27 protein-coding genes are annotated in these 24,211 nt (G+C 64.7%); 12 read left to right on the top strand and 15 right to left on the bottom strand.

What is annotated here, in order from left to right:
• Window positions 1-81: 81 nt before the first annotated feature.
• Entirely contained in the window at window positions 82-579 is a 498-nt protein-coding gene (locus ACKI1H_RS26550; RefSeq protein WP_440466828.1) for a GNAT family N-acetyltransferase, read from the bottom strand.
• 179 nt (window positions 580-758) lie between these two features.
• On the opposite strand from ACKI1H_RS26550, the gene aceK reads away from it, so the two are divergent.
• A complete protein-coding gene (aceK, locus tag ACKI1H_RS26555) occupies window positions 759-2,507 on the top strand; it encodes a bifunctional isocitrate dehydrogenase kinase/phosphatase (protein ID WP_440466829.1) in 1,749 nt (582 codons plus the stop codon).
• A 101-nt stretch (window positions 2,508-2,608) separates the two neighbouring features.
• On the opposite strand, the gene ACKI1H_RS26560 is transcribed toward aceK, so the two are convergent.
• The 4 genes from ACKI1H_RS26560 to ACKI1H_RS26575 form a co-directional block, all read right to left on the bottom strand.
• Entirely contained in the window at window positions 2,609-3,133 is a 525-nt protein-coding gene (locus tag ACKI1H_RS26560; RefSeq protein ID WP_440466830.1) for a DUF2937 family protein, read from the bottom strand.
• Window positions 3,134-3,223: 90 nt separating this feature from the next.
• Window positions 3,224-3,997 carry a class II glutamine amidotransferase gene (locus ACKI1H_RS26565; RefSeq protein WP_138520408.1) on the bottom strand — a complete coding sequence of 258 codons (774 nt, stop codon included), beginning with the start codon at window positions 3,995-3,997 and terminating at the stop codon, window positions 3,224-3,226.
• Window positions 3,998-4,000: 3 nt separating this feature from the next.
• Window positions 4,001-4,447 (bottom strand): HIT family protein, encoded by a 447-nt coding sequence (locus tag ACKI1H_RS26570; RefSeq protein ID WP_138520407.1) that lies wholly within the window; start codon window positions 4,445-4,447, stop codon window positions 4,001-4,003.
• Between the two features lie 64 nt (window positions 4,448-4,511).
• Window positions 4,512-4,982, bottom strand: a complete 471-nt coding sequence (locus tag ACKI1H_RS26575) for an MFS transporter (RefSeq protein WP_440466831.1) — start codon at window positions 4,980-4,982, stop codon at window positions 4,512-4,514.
• A gap of 103 nt (window positions 4,983-5,085) precedes the next feature.
• Between ACKI1H_RS26575 and ACKI1H_RS26580 the strand changes: the two genes are divergently transcribed.
• Together ACKI1H_RS26580 and ACKI1H_RS26585 are read left to right on the top strand one after the other, a co-directional pair.
• On the top strand, window positions 5,086-7,146 hold the full coding sequence (locus ACKI1H_RS26580) for a S9 family peptidase (protein WP_440466832.1): 2,061 nt from the start codon (window positions 5,086-5,088) through the stop codon (window positions 7,144-7,146).
• Window positions 7,146-7,487, top strand: a complete 342-nt coding sequence (locus tag ACKI1H_RS26585) for a CPCC family cysteine-rich protein (protein WP_440466833.1) — start codon at window positions 7,146-7,148, stop codon at window positions 7,485-7,487. The genes ACKI1H_RS26580 and ACKI1H_RS26585 overlap by 1 nt, the downstream gene beginning before the upstream one ends.
• A 7-nt stretch (window positions 7,488-7,494) precedes the next feature.
• On the opposite strand, the gene ACKI1H_RS26590 is transcribed toward ACKI1H_RS26585, so the two are convergent.
• Both ACKI1H_RS26590 and ACKI1H_RS26595 read right to left on the bottom strand, forming a co-directional pair.
• Window positions 7,495-8,124 (bottom strand): LysE family translocator, encoded by a 630-nt coding sequence (locus ACKI1H_RS26590; protein ID WP_138520403.1) that lies wholly within the window; start codon window positions 8,122-8,124, stop codon window positions 7,495-7,497.
• A gap of 60 nt (window positions 8,125-8,184) precedes the next feature.
• Window positions 8,185-8,634 (bottom strand): YcgN family cysteine cluster protein, encoded by a 450-nt coding sequence (locus tag ACKI1H_RS26595; protein ID WP_138520402.1) that lies wholly within the window; start codon window positions 8,632-8,634, stop codon window positions 8,185-8,187.
• Between the two features lie 236 nt (window positions 8,635-8,870).
• Between ACKI1H_RS26595 and ACKI1H_RS26600 the strand changes: the two genes are divergently transcribed.
• Window positions 8,871-9,464: a nitroreductase family protein gene (locus ACKI1H_RS26600; RefSeq protein WP_054907202.1), complete on the top strand. Its 594-nt coding sequence runs from the start codon at window positions 8,871-8,873 to the stop codon at window positions 9,462-9,464.
• A 133-nt stretch (window positions 9,465-9,597) separates the two neighbouring features.
• Here the strand turns inward: ACKI1H_RS26600 and ACKI1H_RS26605 are convergent, their stop codons facing one another.
• From ACKI1H_RS26605 to rnd, 3 genes are all read right to left on the bottom strand, one after another.
• Window positions 9,598-10,530 carry a D-2-hydroxyacid dehydrogenase gene (locus ACKI1H_RS26605; RefSeq protein ID WP_138520401.1) on the bottom strand — a complete coding sequence of 311 codons (933 nt, stop codon included), beginning with the start codon at window positions 10,528-10,530 and terminating at the stop codon, window positions 9,598-9,600.
• Window positions 10,531-10,779: 249 nt separating this feature from the next.
• Window positions 10,780-11,073, bottom strand: coding sequence for a YcgL domain-containing protein (locus ACKI1H_RS26610; protein WP_138520400.1), 294 nt, complete (start codon window positions 11,071-11,073; stop codon window positions 10,780-10,782).
• 50 nt (window positions 11,074-11,123) lie between these two features.
• A complete protein-coding gene (rnd, locus tag ACKI1H_RS26615) occupies window positions 11,124-12,314 on the bottom strand; it encodes a ribonuclease D (protein WP_138520399.1) in 1,191 nt (396 codons plus the stop codon).
• 83 nt (window positions 12,315-12,397) lie between these two features.
• On the opposite strand from rnd, the gene ACKI1H_RS26620 reads away from it, so the two are divergent.
• Entirely contained in the window at window positions 12,398-13,459 is a 1,062-nt protein-coding gene (locus ACKI1H_RS26620) for an SMP-30/gluconolactonase/LRE family protein (RefSeq protein ID WP_440466834.1), read from the top strand.
• A 4-nt stretch (window positions 13,460-13,463) separates the two neighbouring features.
• On the opposite strand, the gene ACKI1H_RS26625 is transcribed toward ACKI1H_RS26620, so the two are convergent.
• Window positions 13,464-14,258: a lysophospholipid acyltransferase family protein gene (locus ACKI1H_RS26625; protein ID WP_440466835.1), complete on the bottom strand. Its 795-nt coding sequence runs from the start codon at window positions 14,256-14,258 to the stop codon at window positions 13,464-13,466.
• A 78-nt stretch (window positions 14,259-14,336) separates the two neighbouring features.
• On the opposite strand from ACKI1H_RS26625, the gene ACKI1H_RS26630 reads away from it, so the two are divergent.
• The 4 genes from ACKI1H_RS26630 to ACKI1H_RS26645 all read left to right on the top strand — a co-directional run bounded on the left by ACKI1H_RS26630 (window position 14,337) and on the right by ACKI1H_RS26645 (window position 18,090).
• On the top strand, window positions 14,337-15,191 hold the full coding sequence (locus ACKI1H_RS26630) for a sulfurtransferase (protein ID WP_440466836.1): 855 nt from the start codon (window positions 14,337-14,339) through the stop codon (window positions 15,189-15,191).
• Window positions 15,192-15,307: 116 nt separating this feature from the next.
• Window positions 15,308-15,961 carry a tetratricopeptide repeat protein gene (locus ACKI1H_RS26635; RefSeq protein ID WP_138520395.1) on the top strand — a complete coding sequence of 218 codons (654 nt, stop codon included), beginning with the start codon at window positions 15,308-15,310 and terminating at the stop codon, window positions 15,959-15,961.
• A 182-nt stretch (window positions 15,962-16,143) separates the two neighbouring features.
• Entirely contained in the window at window positions 16,144-16,623 is a 480-nt protein-coding gene (locus ACKI1H_RS26640; protein WP_138520394.1) for a hypothetical protein, read from the top strand.
• Between the two features lie 189 nt (window positions 16,624-16,812).
• Window positions 16,813-18,090 (top strand): outer membrane protein transport protein, encoded by a 1,278-nt coding sequence (locus ACKI1H_RS26645; protein WP_440466837.1) that lies wholly within the window; start codon window positions 16,813-16,815, stop codon window positions 18,088-18,090.
• Between the two features lie 74 nt (window positions 18,091-18,164).
• Here ACKI1H_RS26645 and ACKI1H_RS26650 read toward each other — a convergent pair whose 3' ends face one another.
• Window positions 18,165-18,734, bottom strand: coding sequence for a MarR family winged helix-turn-helix transcriptional regulator (locus ACKI1H_RS26650; protein ID WP_138520392.1), 570 nt, complete (start codon window positions 18,732-18,734; stop codon window positions 18,165-18,167).
• Between the two features lie 114 nt (window positions 18,735-18,848).
• Between ACKI1H_RS26650 and ACKI1H_RS26655 the strand changes: the two genes are divergently transcribed.
• Entirely contained in the window at window positions 18,849-19,073 is a 225-nt protein-coding gene (locus tag ACKI1H_RS26655; protein WP_138520391.1) for a glutaredoxin family protein, read from the top strand.
• 11 nt (window positions 19,074-19,084) lie between these two features.
• Entirely contained in the window at window positions 19,085-19,366 is a 282-nt protein-coding gene (locus ACKI1H_RS26660; RefSeq protein WP_440466838.1) for a Rho-binding antiterminator, read from the top strand.
• Window positions 19,367-19,381: 15 nt separating this feature from the next.
• Here ACKI1H_RS26660 and ACKI1H_RS26665 read toward each other — a convergent pair whose 3' ends face one another.
• Window positions 19,382-19,921 carry a DUF2058 domain-containing protein gene (locus ACKI1H_RS26665; RefSeq protein ID WP_138520389.1) on the bottom strand — a complete coding sequence of 180 codons (540 nt, stop codon included), beginning with the start codon at window positions 19,919-19,921 and terminating at the stop codon, window positions 19,382-19,384.
• Between the two features lie 162 nt (window positions 19,922-20,083).
• On the opposite strand from ACKI1H_RS26665, the gene ACKI1H_RS26670 reads away from it, so the two are divergent.
• Window positions 20,084-21,016, top strand: a complete 933-nt coding sequence (locus ACKI1H_RS26670) for an aspartyl/asparaginyl beta-hydroxylase domain-containing protein (RefSeq protein WP_138520388.1) — start codon at window positions 20,084-20,086, stop codon at window positions 21,014-21,016.
• Between the two features lie 69 nt (window positions 21,017-21,085).
• Here ACKI1H_RS26670 and mazG read toward each other — a convergent pair whose 3' ends face one another.
• Both mazG and relA read right to left on the bottom strand, forming a co-directional pair.
• The gene (mazG, locus tag ACKI1H_RS26675) at window positions 21,086-21,919 is read right to left on the bottom strand and encodes a nucleoside triphosphate pyrophosphohydrolase (protein ID WP_440466839.1); all 834 of its coding nucleotides are present in this window, start codon (window positions 21,917-21,919) and stop codon (window positions 21,086-21,088) included.
• Window positions 21,912-24,170 carry a GTP diphosphokinase gene (relA, locus tag ACKI1H_RS26680; RefSeq protein ID WP_138520386.1) on the bottom strand — a complete coding sequence of 753 codons (2,259 nt, stop codon included), beginning with the start codon at window positions 24,168-24,170 and terminating at the stop codon, window positions 21,912-21,914. Before relA ends, mazG begins: the two co-directional genes overlap by 8 nt.
• Between the last annotated feature and the right edge of the window lie 41 nt (window positions 24,171-24,211).

The raw sequence follows: 24,211 nt of genomic DNA on the forward strand, positions 1-24,211 counted from the left end.
AAAAGCTCCAGGGCAGGTAAGCCACCAGCCTACGCCGGTGGCGAACACCATCCATCCATAGCTGACTTTCAAAGTCCACCGTCAGATGCGGCGCAGGCGGGCCATGCTCAGTACGTCGGCATAAACACCGTCGCGCAGGGCGAATTCACGCAGCGTGCCTTCCACCTCGAAACCGAACTTGCGGTACAGCGCGATGGCCGGCGCATTGTCGGTATAGACGGTCAGCTCGACGCGACGCAGGCCCATCCAGTTATCGGCCACCTCCATCAGTGCAGCCAGCAGCCGTGTGCCGACTCCGCGTCCCTGCCAAGCCACGGCGACACCCATGCCGATGCTGCCGCATTGACTGCGGCGCACACGCGGGTACTGCTCGAGGCTGGCACTGCCGATGACCTGGTCCTGGTGCATCGCCATCAACGTGATGCGGCGCTCGTCGTCCAGCACCAGCCGCTTGCGCCACAGCTCCGGTGCCTGGTATGGCATCTGCAGCACCTGACGGGCCACGGCCGGATCGTTGTAGAGGGCCGCAAGTCCGTTGATGTGCTGCTCGGTGCAGCGCTCGATGCGAAAGTCTTCCATTGCGTACCGGCTCCTTGCCGAAGGGTCTTTTTCCAGGGCTCCTTATCCAAGAGCGTGGCCGGTCAGCATACGCGTTAATTTCACGGGAAATCGCCAACGATCCTCCGGCGAGATCGCCCTTTCCCTCACCGTTTCCCCTGGCTAAGCTCGCTGCACCAGAACCCAGCAGAGGCGCTCCCATGGCTCAGCACTGGCCGGCGACCGAAATCGCGACCCTGATCCTCGAAGGCTTCGACGACTACCGCGCGAAGTTCCACCAGATCACCGCCGGGGCGCCCGCGCGTTTCGAGCAGGCCCAGTGGCAGGAGGCCCAGCGCGCCTCCGCTGAACGCATCGAACTGTACGAGGAAATGGTCGCCGAGACCGTGGGCCGCCTGACCCGAACCATGGCCGGCATCGACCTGGTGGACGTAGAGCGCTGGCCGATTGCCAAGAGCGCCTACATCACCCTGATCGACCCGCGGCTCGATGACGAACTGGCGGAAACCTGGTTCAACTCGATCTTCTGCGGCCTGTTCAGCCACGACAACATCAGCGACGGCACGATGTTCGTGCACACCACCCGCCCCTCGCTGCGCGCCCATTCGCGTGATCCGCATACGCGCATCTACCGCCCTGGCGGCAAGCTGCGCCAGGCGCTGGAAAGCATCTTCGACGACTACCGGTTCGCCGTGGACTACGACGACCGCGAACGCGACCTCGAACGCATGGACCACCTGTTGCACGCCAACCTGCCGGACTGGGTGTGCAAGGACCCGACCCTGACCATCGAGCTGATCGGTTCGGTGTTCTACCGCAACAAGGGCGCCTACCTGGTGGGCCGCCTGTTCACCCCGGAAGAACAGTGGCCGCTGGTATTTCCGCTGGTGCACCACGAGGGGCGCGGCATCCAGTTCGATACGGTGATCACCGACGAGGCGGAAGTCTCGATCATCTTTTCCTTCACCCGCTCCTACTTCATGGTCGATGCGCCAGTGCCAGCGGAGATGGTGGCCTTCCTCAAGCGCCTGCTGCCGGGCAAGCACATCGCCGAGCTGTACACCTCCATCGGTTTCTACAAGCAGGGCAAGAGCGAGTTCTACCGCGCGCTGATCAACCACCTGGCGACCACCGACGACCGCTTCGTGATGGCCCCGGGCGTGCGCGGCATGGTGATGAGCGTGTTCACCCTGCCGGGCTTCAACACCGTGTTCAAGATCATCAAGGACAACTTCAACCCGGCCAAGACCGTGGACCACGCCACGGTGATCCAGAAGTACCAGTTGGTGAAGAACCACGACCGCGTCGGGCGCCTGGCCGACACCCAGCAGTTCGCCGATTTCCGCTTCCCGGTGAGCAAGTTCGACCCCGAGTGCCTGACGGAGCTGCTGGACGTCGCGCCGTCCACCGTGATGCTGGAAGGTGACGTAGTGCTGATCCGCCACTGCTGGACCGAGCGCCGCATGACCCCGCTGAATCTTTATCTGGAGCACGCCACCGAGGCTCAGGTGCACGAAGCGTTGTACGACTACGGGCTGGCAATCAAGCAACTGGCGGCGGCGAACATCTTCCCCGGCGACATGCTGCTGAAGAACTTCGGCGTCACCCGCCATGGCCGCGTGGTGTTCTACGACTACGACGAGATCTGCTACCTCACCGAAGTACATTTCCGCCACATCCCCCCGGCGCGCTACGAGGAGGACGAGATGTCCTCCGAGCCCTGGTACTCGGTGGGGCCGATGGATGTGTTCCCGGAGGAGTTCCCGCGCTTCCTGTTCGTCGACCTGAAACTGCGCCGGCAGTTCGCCAAGCTGCACGGCAACCTGTTCGACGCGGACTACTGGAAGGAGCTGCAGGAGCAGATTCGAGCGGGGAAGGTCATCGATGTATTCCCTTACCGCCGCCACGAATCGCCGGAGGAAGCCTTGGGGCGTCAGGCCAACCTGTAGGAGCGAGCTTGCTCGCGAACAACGGCGTCCCACCTGACATCGACACGTCGGGCTGATACCGGCTCGCGAGCAAGCTCGCTCCTACGACGAGCCGTCGAAGTTCAGTTCCAGTGGCGCCGCGAAGCGCGACGGTTGTCGCCCAGGCCCACCAGGGCAGCCACCGAAGCCATCAGGACCTCGGCGATCCACGCCAGCAGCAAACCGCCGGCCAGTGCCCAGCCAATGGCCTCGGGCTCCAGCACCACCTGGTAGCGATAGTTCTCGTAGGTCTCCCGCAGCAGCTCCTGGTTGGGCGCGGTCACCATGTGCAGGGCGCGCTGGTACCAGTTGCCCTGCAGGACTTGCCATTCGTTCTCGAACAGCTGGGCGCGGCGCATCAGGCGCTCGATGTTGTCGGCGTCGCGCTGGAATACCGGGTCTGCACTACCGCGGTAATGCGCCACCAGAGCACCCAGGTCGCCCTTGAAGAACTGTCCTGAAGTGTCCTTGAAGCCCTGCAGCGCCTGGGCCGCCTCGATGCGATGGGCGTCGACGCGTTGCGCATAATCCTTGATGAAGCCCGGCACCTGGACCGCGACCATCAGCCCCAGTGCAAACAGCACCATGCGTACATAGCTGCGCAGCATTCTTTTCCCCTTCGTTCTTATGGATGCGCAAGGCGCCGCCGGATTCTCCCGTTTGCCGCACCGGCATTCCGGGAATGCTTCACGTCCCGATCAGATGCGGCCCTGGGTGACGATCTCGCCACGCCACCAGAGCATCCATTCGCCGCCCTGCATCCGGGTCCAGTTCTCGTTATCGGTCAGCGGTTCAGTGGCGATCACCGTGACCACGTCGTTGGGTGTGGTTTCCGACTGGAAGTCCACGGTGACGTCGGCATCGCGCAGGCGTGCCGGACCAAATGGCGCGCGGCGGGTGATCCAGGCCAGCTTGGTCGAACAGAAGGTGAACAGCCAGTCGCCGTCGCTGAGCAGGCAGTTGAACACACCCTTCTCGCGGTAGGACGCACACGCGGTCACTAGCGTGGGCAGCAGTACTTCCACCGGCACCGGCTCGGGGAAGGCGCGGCGCACGCGGTTGAGCAAGTCACAGAAGGCCGCTTCGCTGTCGGTATCGCCCACCGCGCGATACAAGCCGGGCTCGGGATGGAAGTCGGCGAGCTGGCCGTTGTGGGCAAAGGTCCAGTAACGCCCACCCATTTCGCGCACGAACGGGTGAGTGTTGGACAGGCAGACCTGGCCGACGTTGGCTTGGCGGATGTGGCCGATCACTGCCTCACTCTTGATCGGGTAGCGCTGTACCAGCCGCGCGACTTCCGAGTCGACACTGGCGGACGGATCCTGGAACAGCCGCACGCCTCGCCCTTCGTAGAAGGCGATGCCCCAGCCGTCACGGTGCGGGCCGGTGCCGCCGCCGCGCTGCATCAGCCCGGTGAAGCTGAAGACGATGTCCGTCGGGACGTTGGCGCTCATGCCGAGCAACTCGCACATGAATCAGTTCTCCTCCATCAGTGCCTCGCGCAGCTGATGCAGCTCGCGTTCCAGGCGATTCTGCATCCTTTTCCGCCCCAGCGGCAGGAACCGCGTGAGCGTGCGCAGCAGCAGGGCCGGCAGATCACTCAGCTCACGCGGGATAAGGTGCAGATGAAAATGTGGGACGTGCTGGTTGGCCGCGGGGCCGTCATTGACCAGCAGGTTGATGCCGACCCGCCCGTAGCCGGCACGGCGCAACACACGCTCCATGCGCTCGGCCAGCGGGATCAGGTCCTGCTGCGCCGCCTCGGAGAGCTGGTGCAGGAAGGTCGCGTGCTCGCGGGCCACCAGCAGCAGGTGTGCGGGGCGCAGCGGGTAGATGTCCAGCAGCACGATGAAATGATCGTCTTCGTAGAGGATACGGGCCGGCACGCGACCGGCCGCGATGGCACAGAACACGCAGTCCATGGGAACTCCTCGAAAGGCCGTTCAGTTCATGCTGGACGCGTGCGGGGCAGGACGCAAGGCTGGACTACAGACGCGGTTCGATCCGCGCGCGGTTGTCGCGCCGCTCACTGGGATGAGCGTCCACGCCCTCGACCAGCTCAGGCTGCATCAGCTGGCGCAGGGTCGGCTCGTCTTCGGCTTCCTTGTCCTGGCGGCGTTTCTTCAGCGAACGCTCCAGCGGCCAGCGGATGAGCACGAACAGCAGGTACACACCAAACGCCGCCAGCAGCACCAGAGCAAGGTCGGAGACGGCGCGCCAGGCGTTGTTGCCGACCTTGAACACCACATCCAGTGCGGTGATGGCGATCGCCGGGGCGTACAGGTTGTTCGCCGGGTCCACCGGGGTCGGTGTGAACAGCAGGACGATGACGATCACCCGCAGCGGCTCGCGCAGCCAGCGCCACATCCAGCCGGTCATCAGGAACCAGACCAGGGTCAGGCCAAGGCCGGCGGCGATATAGGCGCCCCAGGCAAGCGTGTAATCGTGTTCGTTCATGCGCGTGCGTACGTGCGGTGTCGACAGAGGGGTGCGTATGATAGCTCCTTTTCCCCGTGGGTGCGCAGCCAGGCGTCATCCATGCCGCCGCCGAGGATTCGCCATGACCGACCGCCAGCCCCCCATCGCCCGCCGCGAGGCCGCCGCCGATCCCTATGCCTGGCTGGAGAACCGCGACGCCGAAGATGTCCTCGACTACCTGAAAGCAGAAAATGCCTACCTGGAAGATCAGCTTCTTCCTCAGACAAAACTGCGCGAAACACTCTTCCAGGAGATCAAGGGCCGCATCCGCGAGACCGACCTGTCGCTGCCCACGCCCTGGGGTCCCTGGCTCTACTACCAGCGCACCACAGCCGGCGACGAGTACCCACGTCATTACCGCAGCCCTCGCCCAGCCGATGGTTCGCTGACCGTCGAGGAGAGCGCCGAGCAGTTGTTGCTGGACCCCAACGAACTGGCTGGCGACGGCTTCCTGTCGGTCGGCGCCTTCAGCATCAGCCCCGATCATTCGAAGCTGGCCTACAGCTTGGATACCAGTGGCGACGAGATCTACACCCTCTACGTGAAGGAACTGGCTGACGGCAGCGTGACCACCCTGCCCTTCGACGACTGCGACGGCAGCATGACCTGGGCCAACGACAACCGCACCCTGTTCTTTGGCGAGCTGGACGACACCCATCGACCGCACAAGCTCTATCGCCACCGTCTGGGCGACAGCGGTGCGCAACTGATCTTCGAGGAGCCCGACGGGCGTTTCTTCCTCAACTGCTACCGCGCCAGCTCCGAGCGTCAACTGATCCTGCTGCTGAACAGCAAGACCACCAGCGAAGCCTGGGTGCTGGATGCCAACAAGCCGCAAGGCGAGTTCGTCTGCCTGGCCCCGCGCGAGGAGGGCCACGAGTACTACCCGGACCACGGTCGCCTTGAGGGTGACTGGGCCTGGCTGATCCGCAGCAACCAGACCGGCATCAACTTCGCCCTTTACCACGCCAGCGAGGCACAGCCGTCCCGCGAGCACTGGCGCGAACTGATCGGCCATCGCGACGACGTGATGCTCGAAGGCCTGACCCTGAGCGCCAGCGCCCTGACCCTGAGCCTGCGCGAGGGCGGCCTGCCGATAGTCGAAGTCCACCCGCACGGCCAACCGGCGCACCGCGTCGACCTGCCGGACGCCGCCTACAACCTCTATGTGCAGGACAGCCTGGAGTTCGACAGCACGGTGATCCGCCTGCGCTATGAGGCGCTGAACCGTCCGGCACAGATCCGCCAGCTGGACCTCGCCAGCGGCGAACAGGAAGTCCTCAAGCAAACTCCGGTGGAAGGCCCGTTCGACGCCGATACCTACGAAAGCCGCCGCCTCTGGGCCGAAGCCGCCGATGGCGTGCAGGTGCCGATCAGCCTGGTCGGTCGCCGCGAGGTACTGGAAGACATCGCACGGGGCAAGCCGGCGCCGCTCTACCTCTATGGCTACGGCGCCTACGGCGAGAGTCTCGACCCCTGGTTCTCCCATGCCCGCCTGAGCTTGCTGGAGCGCGGCTTCGTCTTCGCCATCGCCCACGTGCGCGGCGGCGGCGAGCTGGGCGAAGCCTGGTACCGCTCCGGCAAGCTGGAACACAAGCAGAACACCTTCAGCGACTTCATCGCCTGCGCCGAACACCTGCTCAGCCACGGCTACTGCACCCCGGCACAGCTGGCGATCAGCGGCGGCAGCGCCGGTGGTCTGCTGATCGGCGCGGTGCTCAACCAACGCCCGCAGCTGTTCGCCGCGGCCATCGCCGAAGTGCCCTTCGTCGACGTGCTCAACAGCATGCTCAACCCCGACCTGCCGCTGACCGTCACCGAGTACGACGAGTGGGGCAACCCGCAGGAGCCGGAGGTCTACGAGCGCATCCGCGCCTATGCGCCCTACGAGAACGTCAGCGCGCAGGACTACCCTGCCCTGCTGGTAGTAGCCGGCTACAACGACAGCCGCGTGCAGTACTGGGAAGCCGCCAAGTGGGTGGCCAAGCTGCGCGTGAGCAAGACCGACGACCGCCTGCTATTGCTCAAGACCGACCTGGGCGCCGGCCACGGTGGTATGAGCGGCCGCTACCAGGGCCTGAAGGACGTGGCACTGGAATACGCCTTCCTGTTCAAGGTGCTGGGCATCGAAGGCAACGCCTGATGCTCTATACCTGCCCCTGTTGCGGCTACTTCAGTTTCGGCGACCCGCCAGGGTCGTACGAAATCTGCGAGATCTGCTTCTGGGAAGACGACCACCTGCAACTCTGCTTCCCTGACGCACGCGGCGGCGCCAACCCCGTGAGCCTGATCGAAGCACAGGTCAACTTCGTGCAATGGGGCGCCTGCGAACGGCGCTTGCGCACCAAGGTGCGCCCGCCGACCATCGACGACGAGAAGGACGAGCGCTGGTTCCCGCTGTGGGAGAGGCGCGTGGAGCTGCCGGAGGAAGAAGCACCGCTGACCGGTGAGGAAGCCTGTTACTGGCTGCGCGCACCGGCCTGAGTGTGAATCAGCGCCGGCTGCTGAATGCCAGGCCGACACCCATGGCGACGATCAGCCCACCCGAGGCAGTCTGCTGCCAGCGCCGCCAGGACGGATTGCTGCCCACACGGTTGCCGACGCGCCCGGCAACCACCGACACCACGGCGTTCACCAGGCAGCCGCCGAGGTTGAACAGCAGGCCGAGGCAGAGGATCTGCAGCACGAAGTTCGGGCTACCGGCGGGCACGAACTGCGGCAGGAAAGCGAGGAAGAACAGCGCCACCTTGGGATTGAACACGTTGACCATCATGCCCTGCAGGAACACCCGGCTCAGGCGCGCGGGCTCAAGCTCCGTGCGCTTCTGCTCACGCCAGGCGCCCCGGATCAACTGCACGCCGAGCCAGACCAGGTAGAGCGCACCCAACCACTTGAGAACGCCGAAGGCCACGCTGGACATCATCAGCAGCGCCGACAGCCCGAACGCCGCAGCCAGCATGTGCACCACGCAGCCGGCGCCGATCCCGAGCGTCGACATCAGGCCGGCCGCCGTGCCCTGAGCGGCCGAACGCGAGGCGACGTAGAGCATGTCCGGGCCGGGCGTGAGGTTGAGCGCAAGGGTGGCGATGAAGAACAGACTGAGGCTTTCGAGGCTGGGCATGGCGCGGCTCCGGGGCGGAAGACGCGCAGCATGCCATGGGCGCCCAGAGCGACGGAAGGCTCAGCCGGCGCGGAAGATCAGGTGTTCTTCCCAGTCGTCTTCGGGCACCGAGCCCTCGGCGAGCATGCGTCCGGACTGCGAGATGCGCTCGTGGTGCACCGCATCCGGATCACCGCAGACGAGGTGGTGCCAGAGCGGCAAGTCCTTGCCTTCGGAGACCAGGCGATAGCCGCAGGTCGGCGGCAGCCACTGGAACTCGTCGGCCTGGGCCGGGGTGAGCTGGATGCAGTCGGGCACGCTGGCGCGGCGGTTGGCGTAGTCGGTGCAGCGGCAGGTCTTCAGGTCCAGCAGCTTGCAGGCGATGCGCGTGTAGTAGACGGCGCCGTCGTCCTCGTCTTCCAGCTTCTGCAGGCAGCACAGGCCGCAGCCGTCGCACAGCGACTCCCACTCTTCCTGGTCGAGCTGATCGAGGGTCTTGCGTTTCCAGAAGGGCTCTACTTTGGCGGCCATTTTTTGTACAGGGGCAATTTCACGGGGCGCAAAGTCTAAGCCCGCCGCGCTCGCAGGCCAAGTGCAGGCGACCATTGACCGCGCAGCGCTTGCCAGAGCGGGCCGCGCTGGTTAGTTTGACCGACCCACGGGTGCCTTCTACCAGTGCCGCACGCCACACCAGGCGCCCGTTCCCACCGCGATGCCCGGCCGACCACGGCACCATCGGCAGATTCCACGCCCTTCAAGGAGCCACCATGAGCGCCAATCCTCGCGTTTCCGAGCACCCCATCGACCCGCAATTCATCAATCGCTGGTCGCCCCGTGCCTTCAACGGCGAAGCCATTCCCCAAGAGACCCTGCTGAGCTTCATCGAGGCCGCGCGCTGGGCGCCGTCCTCCTTCAACTCGCAGCCTTGGCGCTTCCTCTTCGCCCTGCGCGACACACCGAACTGGCAGCGCTACCTGAACCTGCTGGGCGAGTTCAACCGCGGCTGGGCACAACATGCTTCGGCACTGGTGGTCGTGCTGTCCAAGACCACCTTCGCTCCGCCCGGCTCCAGCGAGGAGAAGCCCGCCCTGTGGCACAGCTTCGATACCGGCTCCGCCTGGGGCTTCCTCGCCCTGCAGGCAAGCCTGGCCGGCTGGCACACCCACGGCATGGCCGGCTTCGACCGCGAGTTGGCGCGTACCGAACTGAAGGTCCCGGCGGACCATGAGATCCACGCGGTGATCGCCATCGGCAAGCTGGGCGACAAGTCGATCCTCTCAGAGAGCCTGCAGGCCCGCGAAGTGCCAAACGCCCGCCGCCCGCTGGCAGAAATCGTGGCCGAGGGTGATTTCTCGCTCTAATGCTACCTGTAGGAGCGAGCTTGCTCGCGAACCGTATAGCTCCGTGCCTTGCAGGTTGGCGAGCAACCTCGTTCCCACGAAAAGCCAAAAGAAAAGGCCCCGATCGGGGCCTTTTTCATGGGCGCGACAGCAGTCAGTAACCGCGGGAGAAATCCACCTCGCCACGCATGGCCTGCCCCGCCCAGAAACGCGTGAGGTTATCGCGGAACAGGTCGATCAGCAGGCTGGGCAGCGTCGGCGCTGCGGTGTGGCCGGTCAGCAGCAGGCGCGGCGTGTGCCAGAACGGATGCGAAGCCGGCAGCGGCTCCTGGCGGCAGACGTCGATCACCGCACCGGCCAACTGGTTGGCTTCCAGCGCTGCGACCAGGTCTTCGTCCACCACCGAAGTGCCTCGTCCCGCGTTGAGGAACAGAGCGGTGGGTTTCATCCGCTGGAAAAGCGCCAGATTGTAGATATCCGCGGTTTCCGGCGTATCGGGCAGCAGGTTGATCACGTAATCGGCGGTTTCGGCCAGGCGCGGCAGGTCATCCAGCCCGCCCATGCGGCCGAACGGCACCAGGGCGCGCGGGTTCTTCGCCACGCCAACCAGATCCACGCCAAAGGGCGCGAGCATGTGCGCCACGGCCTGGCCGATCTCGCCGGTACCGACGATGAGGATCTGCCGGCCGCTGAGGCTACCCGGCGCGCGGTCATCCCACTGCACGCCGACCTGGCTGGCCAGGCGGCCGAGGAACTGGCGTTCGTGGGCAAGCATATAGGTGAGCAGGTATTCGGTCATGACCTGGCCGAAGATGCCGACGGCGCGGGTCAGGGCGTAATCCTTGGGGAGGTCGTCAGCCAGCAGCGGGGTGATGCCCGCCCAGCTGGACTGGATCCAGACCGGGTGCACGCCCTGACGCAGCAGTTGGGCGGCCAGGTTGGGCTCGCCGAGCCAAACAGGGCACTCTGCCGCCGCTTCCACCAGGGTGTCGGGGTTGTTGCCGGAGATCACCGTCAACCGGGGTTCGGCCGCCATCAGCAGGGCGGCGTAGAGGGCGTGTTCGCGATCGAGTACGAGCAGGCGCATGGTCAGGCCTCTCGCTTCGAGCGGTGGAGCATTTCCGGCTGGCGCATCTTGACTCGCTTCAAGGGAGCTTCCCTGGGGAAATCGTCGTCAGTTCTAGGGAAGTCAGGCGGCTATAGACACAGCCAGAGACCAAGCGTTCCGCTCCGTTGAACCCTATTTCTCCGCGCATAATGCGCTCAGGCCGCGTATTTGCACAGTGCCAGCACTGGGCGTAGACGCGGCCTGAGCGGAGTGACGATTCGGTCGCGATCAGACTGGATCGTTTCGACGCAGCAACTCCTCGGGCAAATGCTCGATGTACTCGTCTTCGGCCGGCGGCATTTGCAGGTGGAAGCCCTGCTTCTCGATGTTCTCCAGTACCACGTTGATGTCTTCGCGGGCCAGCTGACGCTCGGGGCTCAGGACCAGATCGAAGGTGTGCTTCGGCGCGCCAAATGCGACGAGCAGCGCCTCGGGCACGCGGCTGAGGGCTTCGCGCTTGTCGACGTACAGGTACATCTCGTTCTTGCGCGGACTCTTGTAGATGGAGCAGATGCGTTTCATATCGGTACTTTCCGCGTTATGGAGTCGGCCGCGTTATTGAGTGGGCCATGTTATTCGGGAGTCTGGGCAGCCAGGCTGTCCAGCAGGGCCTGCCCCATCAGTTCGCGGCGCCAGCCTTGCAGCGAATCGGGCAGTTGGTAGGGGCCGTTGGGCCAGCCAGTCTTGAGCAAGGCCTCGAGAATCTTCTTGCGCAGCATCAGCTCGGGTGCCATCTCCAGACGCTCGGCCTGCTTCTGGCCGACTTCGCGCAGCTTCTTCAGCACCGGGGTGATTTCGCGCGGCAGCGGCTCAGGCAGGGTCTGTGGCCAGACCGCTTCGGGCAGCTTCGCCGCATGGGCCATCAGCGCGATCAGGGTGTCGCCATCCTGGCGCACGGTGCGTGGGTGCATGTCGTCAATACGCGCCAGGGCAACCTTGTCGGCCGGCTGGAAGCGCGCCAGCGGCCACAGGGTGTGCTCGCGCAGCACGTGGTTGCGCGGCTTGTTGCGCAACCGCGCCTGCTCCTCGCGCCAGACACACAGCTCGCGCAGCACGGCCAGTTGTGGGCGATTGAGCTTCCACGCCAGCTTGACGTCGAGGTAAGCCTCCTGCGGGTCGCTGACACGGCTCTGGTTGTTCGTCAGGTCGGTGCCGTCGGCCAGCAGCCACTGCAGCTTCTCGTCGCTCAGGCGCGGCGCGAGCTTCACATAGACCTCAGCCAGGTGCTGTACGTCCTCGGCGGCGTAGCGTACCTGCATGTCGGTCAGCGGACGCTGCAGCCAGTCGGAGCGGGTTTCATCCTTGGGCAGGTCAAGGCCGAGGATTTCCAGCACCAACTTGGAGTAGCCCATGGAATGCGGCATGCCCAGGTAGGCGGCGGCCAACTGGGTGTCGAACAGCGGCTGCGGCAGGCTGCCGGTCAGGCGCTGGAAGACTTCCAGGTCCTCGCCGCAGGCATGGAACACCTTGACCACCACCGGCGATTCCAGCACGGCAGCGAACGGCGACCAGTCGCGGATCAGCAGCGGGTCGATCAGCCACACGCCGCTGCCGTCGCCAACCTGCACCAGCCCGGCGGCCGGGTAGAAGGTATCGACACGCATGAACTCGGTGTCGAGCGCGAGGTACGGCAGTTCTTTCCAGTCCTGGCACTTGCGCTCCAGGGTGGCATCGTCGCGAATCCACTGTATGTCGAGGACGGTCACGAACTTCTCCTTCGTTTCGGTGCGCGCATTATATAGAGATGCATGATGTGCGAGCATTCCACTCGGCCATCGGTCTGTGACGACTGCATGGCAACTTCTACGCTTCGCCCCGCCCACAACTACAAGAAGGCAGCTTGCGCATGAAAAAGCTTCTCGGACTGGTCGTCCTGCTGGTCGTAGCCCTCTCGGTCTACCTGGCGCTGACGCCCAGCCCCATCGACCCGCTGAGCTGGACGCCACCCAAGGCGCCAGCGATGACCGGCGTAATGGAACCCAACGACACGCTGATGAAGGCCGAACTCCTCGCCCAGGGCCAGATCGTCGGCCCCGAAGACACCGCCGTGGACAGCCAGGGCCGTGTTTTTGCCGGACTCGATGACGGACGCATCGTGCGCATCGGCGCCGATGGCAAGGCCGAAACCTTCGTCGAAACTGGCGGCCGCCCGTTGGGTCTGGCTTTCGACAAGGCTGGCAACCTGATCGTCGCCGACGCCTGGAAGGGCCTGCTGGAGATCAATCCGCAGGGCAGGATCCGCATGCTGACCGATTCGGCCGACGGTGTGCCCTTTGCCTTCACCGACGACCTGGACATCGCCAGCGACGGGCGCATCTATTTCAGTGATGCCTCCAGCCGCTTCCACCAGCCCGACTACGTCCTCGACCTGCTCGAAGCCCGCCCACACGGCCGCCTGCTGCGCTATGACCCGGCCACCGGCAAGACCGAGACGCTGCTCAAGGACCTGTATTTCGCCAACGGTGTGGCGTTGTCACAGAACGAGGACTTCGTGCTCGTCAACGAGACGTACCGCTACCGCATCACCCGCTACTGGCTCAAGGGTGAGAAGGCTGGGCAGCACGAGATCTTCATCGACAACCTGCCGGGCCTGCCGGACAACCTCGCCAGTGACCGCAGCGGCACCTTCTGGGTCGCCCTGCCTTCGCCGCGCAAGGCTGACGCCGACGTGATCCAGCAGATGCCCTGGCTGAAACGCCAGCTCACCAAGCTGCCGCGCGCCGTGCTGCCCAAGCCGGTGCCCTACGGCCTGGTGATCCAGGTGAACGAGAAAGGCGAGATCATGCGCAGCCTGCACGACACCAGCGGCCAGCACCTGCGCATGGTGACCTCGGCCAAGCCGGTGAACGGCGTGCTCTACCTGGGCAGCCTGGAGAACGACCGCATCGGCCGGCTACCCATCCACTGACGCCTCAGGCCGGCGTCCGCTCCTTCAGGGCAGGCGCCGGTGTGGGTACTGCGGCAGGCTCCAGCAGCTCCAGCATGCGCTCGCGCACCTCCCCCATCAGCGCATCGACGCCGTGCTCGGTGAACTGGGTGGAATCGATCGGCGCGCCGACGTGCACCTCCACCGGCATGCCGAGGTTCAGCTTCAGTCCGCCGGCCGGCAGCAATTGCTGGATACCGCGAATTGCCACCGGGACGATGATCGCGTCGGTCTGCTGGGCCAGGCGGAAGCAGCCCTTCTTGAACGGCTGCAGCTTGCCATCCTTGGAACGGGTACCCTCGGGCGCGGCCCAGAGCACGATGCCGCTCTCCATCATCTCGCGCGCCTTCGCCAGGTCAGCCATGGCCTGGTGGCGGTTGTGCCGGTCGATGGACGGAAACTCCGCCGCGCGCATCGCCGCGCCCCACACCGGCACCGCAAACAGCTCGCGCTTGGCCAACATGCGGATCGAACCGGGCAGGCTCACGAAGATCGCCGGGATGTCGTAGAAGCTGGAATGGGTGCAGAGGATCATGTAACGACGGCCATCACCGAAGTCCGGCACCTCGCCATGGCGACTCAGGCGTGCCCCCGTCAGGCTCAGCAGGCTGCCTGACCAGTCGCGGGTAAATCCGTCGACCTTGGCGCGGCGCAGCTGGCCGATGGCGCCCAGCACCAGGACCCGGACACTGTAGCCCAGGGTGATCAGAACGGTCGCCAGTCCCACCAGGGCGACGCGCAGCGGGCCCGCCTTGCGCGGTGCCGATTGCTGGTCGTGCATGTTCGCCAACTCCCACAACTTTTCATCGTACAAGCCTTATGATGCGCCTCAGCCCCGTCACGACACAGGAACGCGCCCATGACCCAAGCCCGCCTGCTCACGCCCGAGCAACTGGCCGCCCGCCTCGATGACCCGAATCTTGTCCTGCTCGATTGCCGCTTCTCCCTTGAAGACCCTGCCTACGGCGCGCGCAGCTACCAGGAGAACCACATCCCCGGTGCGCATTTCGCCGACCTCAACCGGGACCTTTCGTCCCCGGTGATCCCAGGCATCACTGGCCGCCATCCGCTGCCCGATCCGCAACACCTGCAGGAACACCTGCGTGCCTGGGGCCTGAACGCCGACAGTGAAGTGGTGCTGTATGACGACGGTCCCGGCGCCTTCGCCGCCCGTGCCTGGTGGCTGCTACTGTGGCTGGGCAAGAGCGAGGGCGTGTATCTGCTTGATGGCGGGCTGACCGCCTGGCGCAACGCGGGCCTGCGCCTGACGACCGCCGAAACGCCGCTGCGCCCTGGTGACTTCAAGGGCGAGCCGGACAACAGCCTGTTGATCAGCGCCAGCGAACTGGCCGCGAAACTCGGCGAGGCCGAACTGCCACTGATCGACGCCCGTGGCCTGCCGCGTTTCCGTGGCGAGGTCGAACCCATCGACCCGGTCGCCGGGCACATTCCCGGCGCCCAGTGCGCGGCCTTCACCGACAACCTCGGCAACGACGGCCGCTTCCTGCGCCCGGAACACCTGCACCAGCGCTTCGCCGGCCTGCTGCGCGGGCGCCCGGCAGAGGATCTGGTCGCCTACTGCGGTTCCGGTGTCACCGCCTGCCACAACCTGTTCGCCTTGAGCCTGGCGGGCTACCCGTTGGGTCGCCTGTACGCTGGTTCCTGGAGCGAATGGATCACCGATACGCGCCGCCCGGTGGCCAAGGGCGACTGATCTCCCCCGCTCTGGCGGAAAAAACGGAAGACGCCTCACGCCAGCGCCTTCCGTTCCTATGGATAGGTGTCAGGGCATCGGTCAGACTCGTGCCCATTCTTCAAAGGAGTGATCCCATGCCTTCGCGCATCCGCCCAATCCTGCTCGCCAGCCTCCTGCTGGGCCTGTGCAGCACCATCCCCGTCCACGCCGCTGAACTGGAAGCGACGCCCTGCGCCATTCAGGACGAGTGGTCCGATCTCTACGGCGAAGACCTGGTGAAGGCCGCCAAGGCCGGCCATGCCAGCGCGCAGTACACACTCGGCCTGGAATACGACTCGGGCAGCGACGAGTACGACCAGGACTACGAGAAAGCGGCCTACTGGTACGAGAAGGCCGCCCAGCAGGGCCATGCCTGCGCCCAGTACAACCTCGGCAACGCCTACGACAATGGCGACGGTGTCGAACAGGACAACGCCAAGGCGGTGTACTGGTACCAGAAAGCCGTCGACCAGGGCGACAAGGATGCCCAGTACAACCTCGCGATCATGTACGAGAACGGCACTGGCGTGACCCGCAGCTACAAGAAGGCCTTCGCCCTCTATCTGCAGTCTGCCGAGCAGGGTGATGTGGATGCCGAGTTCCAGGTGGCGGAGAGCTACGCCAAGGGCCGTGGCGTGGCCAAGAACCCGGCACAGGCCCGTACCTGGTACCAGAAAGCGGCCGACCAGGGACACGAAGAGGCCGAGGAGAAGCTCTCGGCAATGCCGGAGTTACCGTCGAGCATCTAATCGCCAGAAGGCATATGAAGGCTTTCCGCGCCGACGAAACAATTTAAAAACAGTCCTTTACAGCATCTTCATCGCACTACACTTCAATTCGAGCGGCTAAGTCCGCTTCCGGCGGGGCCGAGGATAATCATCAGAAGCTGCCAAGACGCCCAGCCCCGCCGGTCATTGATGACGAGGATGTCATGGGAATCGCCGCGAACGATCTTTGCCAGTATGTGATTCGCCCTACCCTGCACTACCTGGGGCGTCACAGTGTCGCGGCCGAATCGCTGCTGCTGGGGGCAGCGGCCTGTCAGTCGGCGCTGGGGAGCGCCCTCGATGACAGCCATGGCCACGGGCTGTATCGCATTGGTGAACAACGGCACCAGACGCTCTGGGATGGATTCCTGGCGCTGGACCCCGAGCTGGCCAGCCGCGTCAGAGGGCTGGCCAGCCAGCATGCCTTCCTCGACGCACCGCACCTAGAACTCACGGTCAACCTGCGCTACAGCACCGCCATCGCCTGGATGCTGGTGGAGGCGGAGCACCTGCATCTGCCGCTGGCGGACGACCCCATGGAGCTGGCCCGGATCTGGCGCCAGGTTTTCCATCCCCACGGCCGCCTGCACGACTTCGTCGACGCGTGGCACAGCTACGTCGGAAATTTCAGTCGCGTCGCGTAAGCATTTCGGCCAACTCCACTTAGTGACCGATCGGTCAGAAAAAATTTACATACAGCGACGAACGGCCGCCATCCCGATGGAACGTTCGTTTGAGCTTCAAGGCCCAAGGTAGAGCCTTTTTCCGGCACTACCCAAGTAAAGGGAATCTTGATAGCTTGCGCGCCGTTAAACACAGGAGTTGCTCTTACAATGAAAACAACATGGCTCAAGACCACACTAGCCCTGACCATTAGCGCTGCCTCTGCCCAGGCTCTCGCCAACGGCATCGCCATCAACGAGCAGAGCGCCAGCGGCGCCGGTACCGCCTACGCGGGCCGTGCTTCTTCGGCATTGGACGCCAGCACCATCTACGGCAACCCTGCCGGCATGTCCAAGCTCAAGCGCACTGAAGTCAGCGGCGGTCTCGCCGTTGTTTCCGCCAAGGACGACATCAGTGACGCCCACAGCACTGCCTCTGGCTCCAACAAGGGCGACTCCGTCCCGCTGGCTGCTGTGCCGTTCGGCTACTTCGTCACCCCGCTGGACGACAAGGTCAGCGTTGGCCTGGGCATCTATGTGCCCTACGGCATCATCAACGACTACGAAAGTGGCTTCCAGGGCCGTTCCCACGGTTCCTACAGCAAGGTCCAGGTGATCACCGTCCAGCCGACCATCAGCTACAAGTTCAACGACGTGGTGTCGGTCGGCTTCGGCCCGACCATCAACCGCATCGACGGCAAGCTGGAGAACAACCTCGCGACCAAGGGCCTGTTCGGCGCCACGGACGACACCAAGATCAGCATCAAAGGTGACGACACCGCCGCCGGCTTCAACGTCGGCCTGCTGGTCACCCCGACCGAGAGCACCTCCATCGGCGCGACCTACCACTCCAAGGTCAAGTACGAACTCAAGGGCCACACCACCGTCTCCAACTCCCCGGCCGGCCTGTTCGACTCGCGCATGGACGCGAGCCTGGACATCACCCTGCCCGAGTCCCTGGACCTGTCCGTCACCCAGAAGCTGGATGACCGCTGGACCGTCTACGGCGGCACCACCTGGACGCGCTGGAGCCGTCTGAAGTCCATCGAAGTGCAGAACACCGGCGCACCGCTGGCCGCTTTCGATACCATCGGTGAAGACCTGAGCTGGCACGACACCTGGTCGGCCGCGATCGGTACCTCCTACCAGTGGAACGACCAGTGGGTGCTGCGTACCGGCTTCGCCTACGATCCGTCGCCGACCACCAACGAGCACCGTACCGTGCGCATCCCGGTGGGCGATCGCAAGATCTTCACCCTGGGCGCCGGCTACTCGCCCAACGCCGACATGACTATCGACGTGGCTTACGCCTACCTGTGGGAGTCCACCGCCGGCGTGAACCAGCCGGACGGCCAGGAACTGGCAGGCCTGCAACTGCAGCCGGCCTACAGCGCCAAGTACGACAACAGCGCCCACGGCCTGACCGCGCAGATGACCTATCGCTTCTGATAGCTTCTGCGCCATGAAAAAGCCGGGCATCTGCCCGGCTTTTTCATGCCTGCGATTCTGCCAGAGAGGGCCGTTCAGGCCGCTTCATCGGGCGCCGCATGCTCGCGGCAGATCAGCCCGCCTTCGTGCGCATCCAGCCTTTCCCCCGTCAGCCCGCAGAGCGCGCCGTCCTCCCGTTTCTGGTGGAAGCGGCAGGTACGGCACAGGCCGAACCCCGGCACGTTTTCCTGGCGTTGCACGGTCGCCAGCAACTCCTGCAGCAGTTCGACCAGCAACTCGCTGCGCTCCCCCAATGACTCTTCGGCGCGGCGCAGGAAAGCCGGTGGCACCAGCGCATCGATCAGCCCCCTGCCCTCCTGCGTCAGCTCCAGGTGCACACTGCGGCGGTCCTGAGCGTCTGGTCGTTTCTCAATCAGCCCCTTGGCCTCCAGCGCCTTGAGCGACTGGGACACCGTGCCCTTGGTCAACCCGAGGAAATCCGTCACCCCCAACGGCGTGTTCGAATAGCGGTTGCAGCGAGCGAGATAATTCAGCGCGCTCAGCTGGATCGGCTGCAGATCGGCCATCAACGGCTGCTCGCGCGCCCAGGCGCGCATCAGGCTGGCGATGCGTTCGAGGTAGTCGTACAGGGTCGTATCGGTCATGAGCTAATCCTCCCGACAGATAGTATCGATCAAAAACCAGTTTGACAGAAGGCTCATTTCGATCGCAGACTCAACTGGTATCGAATCGATACTTAACTAATCAGGAGAACGATCATGAGCAAAACCGTTTACTACCATGCCGGTTGCCCCGTCTGCGTCGAAGCCGAGCGCGCGCTGCTGCCGTTGCTGAACCGCGAAGTCGAAGTAGTGCACCTGGGCGAGCAGTCGCCGCGTGTGGCCGAAGCCGAGGCCGCCGGGGTGAAATCCGTACCGGCGCTGGTGGTCGATGGGCAGGTGCTGCACCTGAACTTCGGCGCCGCCCTGGCCGATCTGAAATAAGGTTGGCCGACATGAGCCACTACCGGCCGCTGCACTGCGACCTCCACGACTATCTGGAGATCGCCTGCCTCTACCGCTACTGGCTGCGTATCGAGCTGCGTGAAGGCCTGGCGTTCGACGCCCGGGCCTTCACCACGCAGACGCGAAGGAGTGCGGGCGGAGTGCTGGAGGAATTTCTCGAGGTGCGGGTGGACGATGCCAGCCGGGAATTCCGGCTGGACCGTCTGCACGCCATCACGCCGCTGTCGGCGCAGGCGCTGTTTGGAAGGGTGGAGCTGAATGCAGCCCGCTGAGCGGCCGCAACAACCTCACCACATGAGGTCGTCGGGCACCACGTAATCCTTGTACGGATCGTCTTCATCCGGCTCGCCGCTGGGCTCGCTGAGGACGATGATGCGGCGCTCGTCGCGCTCCTGGATGCGCAGCGCGGCATCGCGCGGCACGATCTCGTAGCGACCGTCGTAGCTGACGATGGCCAGGCTGCCGCGGCTGAGCTTGTCGCGGATCAGGTCATTGACCGCGATGCGCTTGACCTTCTTGTTGTCGACGAAGTTGTAGTAGTCGTCCGATTCCAGCTTCGGCAGGCGCGTGCCCTCGATCAGTTGCTTGATCTGTGCGGCCTTGGCCTTCTTGTCGGCCTTCTCCTGCTGTTGGCGGTTCAGCTCGGCATCGCGTGCCTGTTTCTCGGCCTGGGCCTGCAGGGCTGCCTGACGCTGGCTGTCGTCCTTTTCTACCTGGTTCTTGTGCTCCAGGCGCTGCTGTTTCTGCTTCTGCTTGCCGGCCTGCTTGGCCTGCTTCTCGTTGACCAGTCCGGCTTTCAGCAACTGATCACGCAATGACATGCTCATGAATCAAGGCTCTCCAACAGCCCATAATGATGCAGGACAACTCCCAGACCAACGCATAGGTGCGGCGGGACCGTCCTCAGGGGGTATAATCCTCGGGCCTGTGCCAGCGCAGCGCAAGTGCCTGGCTCGAATTCACTCATCTGGAGCGGACTCGTTACCTCCATGCTGAAGCTCATCGTTCTCGCGATACTGGCCATTTTCCTCGTCGCCATCCTCTACGTGCACCTGCGCGGCAAGGTACGGCTGCCCTTCCTGCGCCAGGTGGTGAACCACTCCGCCTGGTTCGCCCCCTACAACTCGCTGATGTACCTGAACTCCAGCGTGCCGTCCAAGCCCTACCTGGACCGCGAGCGCTTCCCCGAGCTCGACAAGCTGCGCGACAACTGGCAGATGATCCGCGAGGAGGCCGAGCAGCTGTTCGACGAGGGCTACATCCGCGACGCCCTGAACAACAACGAGGCCGGCTTCGGCTCCTTCTTCAAGAAGGGCTGGACCCGCTTCTACCTGACCTGGTACGACGGCCCCCTGCCCTCGGCGCAACAGCTGTGCCCCAAGACCGTGGAGCTGGTGAGCAGCATCCCCAACGTCAAGGGCGCGATGTTCACCCGCCTGCCACCGCGCAGCCACCTGAACAAGCACCGCGACCCCTACGGGGGTTCGCTGCGCTACCACCTGGGCCTGGCCACGCCAAACTCCGATGAATGCCGCATCTTCGTCGACGGCCAGCCCTACGCCTGGCGCGACGGCCAGGACGTGATGTTCGACGAGACCTTCGTCCACTGGGTGAAGAACGAGACGGACGAATCGCGCCTGATCCTCTTCTGCGACATCGAGCGCCCGCTCAAGTCGCCGCTGCTGACCCGCATCAACCGCCGCGTCAGCGCCTTCCTCGGGCGTGCCACGGCGCCGCAGAACGTCGAAGGCGAACGGGTAGGCGGGATCAACCAGGCCTACTCGGTGCTGATCCGCTTCGGCGACGCCGTGGGCAGCAAGGTGAAGGTGTTCAAGCGCGCCTATCCCAAGGCCTACCGCATCGGCCGACCGATCCTGGCCGTCGTGCTGCTGGTACTGATCCTGCGCTGGCTGTTCGGCTGATCGGCCTTAGCTGCAGGAGCGCCACAAAAAAGCCCCGCAATCGCGGGGCTTTTTCATGGACGCAAGCACTTATCCACAGCTGAGCGGGTTCTTCTCGTCGCGCTTGGCGGCGCCCCACAGCTCGTCCATCTCTTCCAGGTTGCTGTCTTCCAGCGTACGGCCCTGGTCGCGCAACGCCGTCTCGATGTAGCGGAAGCGGCGTTCGAACTTGGCGTTGGCGGCGCGCAAGGCGGTTTCCGGATCGACCTTGAGCTTGCGCGCCAGGTTGACCACCACGAACAACAGGTCGCCCACTTCCTCGGCCTGGGCCTCGGTGTCGCCGCCAGCCATGGCTTCGAGCACCTCGTCCAGCTCCTCGCGAACCTTGTCCACCACCGGCAGGGCATCGGCCCAGTCGAAGCCGACCTGGGAAGCGCGCCTCTGCAGCTTGGCGGCGCGGCTCAGTGCTGGCAGGGCGTTGGGCACATCGTCCAGCAGGGACAACTGCACCGGTTCGGCGGCCTTGGCGGCGCGCTCCTCAGCCTTGAGCTCTTCCCAGCGTTGCTTGACCGCCGCTTCCGCCAGCTTTGCCGGATCGGACTCACCGTACAGGTCGCCGTCGGGGAACACGTGGGGATGGCGACGGATCAGCTTGGTGGTGATGCCATCGACTACCGCGTCGAACTCGAAGCGCCCCTCTTCCCGCGCCAGTTGCGCGTAGTAGACGACCTGGAAGAGCAGGTCACCCAGCTCCTCGCGCAGGTGGTCGAAATCGCCGCGCTCGATAGCATCGGCGACTTCGTAGGCTTCCTCGAGGGTGTACGGGACGATGGTCGCGTAGCTCTGCTTCAGGTCCCAGGGGCAGCCGTGCTGCGGGTCGCGCAGCCGGGCCATCAGGTACAGCAGGTCGTCGAGCTTATGCATCCTTGGCACCCGCGCGATCACGCCGCGCCTCGATGATGTTGGGCAGTTGGGAGATGCGCGCCAGCAGACGACCCAGCGAATCGAGACCCGGGATCTCGATGGTCAGACGCATCACTGCGGTGTTGTCTTCCTTGTCCGAACGGGTGTTCACCGCCAGCACGTTGATGCGCTCGTTGAGCAGCATCTGCGAGACGTCGCGCAACAGGCCGGAACGGTCGTAGGCCCGGATGACGATATCCACCGGATAGGTGCTGACCGGTACCGGACCCCAGCTGACCTGGATGATCCGCTCCGGCTCGCGGCCGGCCAGTTGCAGCGCGGTGGCACAGTCCTGGCGGTGGATGGTGACACCGCGGCCAAGGGTGATGTAGCCGACGATCGGGTCGCCCGGCAGCGGCTGGCAGCAGCCCGCCATCTGCGTCAGCAGGTTGCCGACGCCCTGGATCTGGATGTCGCCGCGCTTGCCGTGGCCGATCTTGCTCGGCTTGCGCGGGATGAGTTCGAGCTGCTCGGTGCCGCGCTCCGGCTCCACCAGCTGCTGCGCGTAGTTGACCACATGGGCCAGGCGCAGGTCGCCGGCGCCCAGGGCGGCGAACAGGTCTTCACCGGTCTTGTAGTTGGCCTTCTCGGCGAGCTTCTCGAAGTCCACCGGCGGCAGCGCCAGGCGACCCAGCTCGCGCTCCAGCATGGCCTTGCCGGCGGCGACGTTCTGGTCGCGCGCCTGCAGCTTGAACCAGTGGACGATCTTCGCCCGTGCTCGCGACGTGGTGACATAACCCAGGTTCTGGTTCAGCCAGTCGCGGCTCGGCCCGCTCTGCTTGCCGGTGATGATTTCCACCTGCTCGCCGGTCTGCAGGCTGTAGTTCAGCGGCACGATACGGCCGTTGATCTTGGCGCCGCGGCAGTTGTGGCCAACCTCGGTATGCACGCGGTACGCGAAGTCCAGCGGCGTGGAACCCTTGGGCAGGTCGATGGCGTGACCGTCAGGGGTGAAGACGTAGACCCGGTCGGGCTCGATATCCACCCGCAGCTGCTCGGCCAGGCCGCCGATGTCGCCCAGCTCCTCGTGCCATTCGAGCACCTGGCGCAGCCAGGAAATCTTCTCTTCGTAATGGTTGGAGCTGGCCTTGACGTCGGTGCCCTTGTAGCGCCAGTGCGCGCAGACGCCCAACTCGGCTTCCTCGTGCATGGCGTGGGTGCGGATCTGCACTTCCAGCACCTTGCCCTCGGGACCGATCACCGCGGTGTGCAGCGAGCGGTAGCCGTTTTCCTTGGGGTTGGCGATGTAGTCGTCGAATTCCTTGGGGATGTGCCGCCACAGGGTGTGCACGATGCCCAGCGCGGTGTAGCAGTCGCGCATTTCCGGCACCAGCACGCGCACGGCGCGCACGTCGTAGATCTGGCTGAAGTCCAGGCCCTTGCGCTGCATCTTCCGCCAGATGGAATAGATGTGCTTGGCGCGGCCGGACAGGTCCGCCTTGATGCCGGTGGCGGCCAGGGCGTCCTTGAGCTGCTGCATCACGGTGGCAATGTACTGCTCGCGGTCCAGACGGCGCTCGTGCAGCAGCTTGGCGATCTGCTTGTACTGGTCAGGCTCGAGATAACGGAAGGACAGGTCCTCCAGCTCCCACTTGATGTGACCGATGCCCAGACGGTGGGCCAGCGGCGCGTAGATGTCGAACACCTCGCGGGCGACACGCATGCGCTTTTCTTCGTCGCCGTTCTTCACCGCGCGGATCGCGCAGGTGCGCTCGGCCAGCTTGATCAGCGCGACGCGCACGTCGTCGACCATGGCCACCAGCATCTTGCGCAGGTTCTCGATCTGCGCCTGGGTGCCGAGCACCAGGGATTGTCGCGGACTGAGACTGGTGCTGATCGCCGCCATGCGCAGCACGCCCTCGATCAGCTTGGCGACGACAGGGCCGAAGCGCTGCGCCACATCCTCGAGCTTGACCTTGCCCTCGCGCACGCCACGGTAGACCACCGCGGCGACCAGCGACTCCTGGTCGAGCTTGAGGTCCGCCAGGATCTCGGCGATCTCCAGGCCCGTCTGGAAACTGGAGGTTCCGTCCGCCCAGGAGTTGTCAGCCGTGCTGACAGCCCTGTCTTCCACCTCGCGAGCGAACTCGCAGGCTTCCAGCAGGACCTGGCGATCCAGGCCCGGGACCAGGGTCTGGACATGGTCCAGCCAGGCCTCGAGATTGATGCTGCCGTCGGTGTTGACCGGCTGGTGCGCTCTCACCTGTACCATCGTGTCTACCCTTCCCCACGGTGCGCCACAACACACCGCTC

Origin of the sequence: Pseudomonas sp. YH-1, assembly GCF_051990045.1 — a bacterium.
GTDB lineage: Bacteria > Pseudomonadota > Gammaproteobacteria > Pseudomonadales > Pseudomonadaceae > Pseudomonas > Pseudomonas nicosulfuronedens.